Annotated in this window: 1 protein-coding gene; it reads right to left on the bottom strand. The window is 71.7% G+C overall.

Features of this window, described 5'->3' with window-relative positions; translation table 11 throughout:
* The coding region (locus KVT44_RS56830; protein WP_217577149.1) for an alkaline phosphatase PhoX at positions 1-240 on the bottom strand (240 nt) is incomplete at both ends.

Raw genomic sequence — 240 nt, forward strand, 5'->3', positions numbered from 1 at the left:
GGTCCTCCTCGCTCACGGCAGCGGTCAGGCCGCGGGTGTCCCACGTCACCTCGACCTGCTCACGCGTGGGGTTCGCGGGGTCGTACCCGCGGAACATCAGCACCTCGTCGGTGTACTCGGGGTTCGCCACGAGCAGCTGCCGACCCCGCTCACCGGGCAGGGGGAGGGGAGGGAGGAAGTCGTTGTGGTAACCGAACTGGCCGGCCTGGGCCTTGGGGGTCGGGGGCTCCGGGTCGAGGG

The organism is Streptomyces sp. GbtcB7 (assembly GCF_019091445.1).
GTDB lineage: Bacteria > Actinomycetota > Actinomycetes > Streptomycetales > Streptomycetaceae > Streptomyces > Streptomyces mirabilis.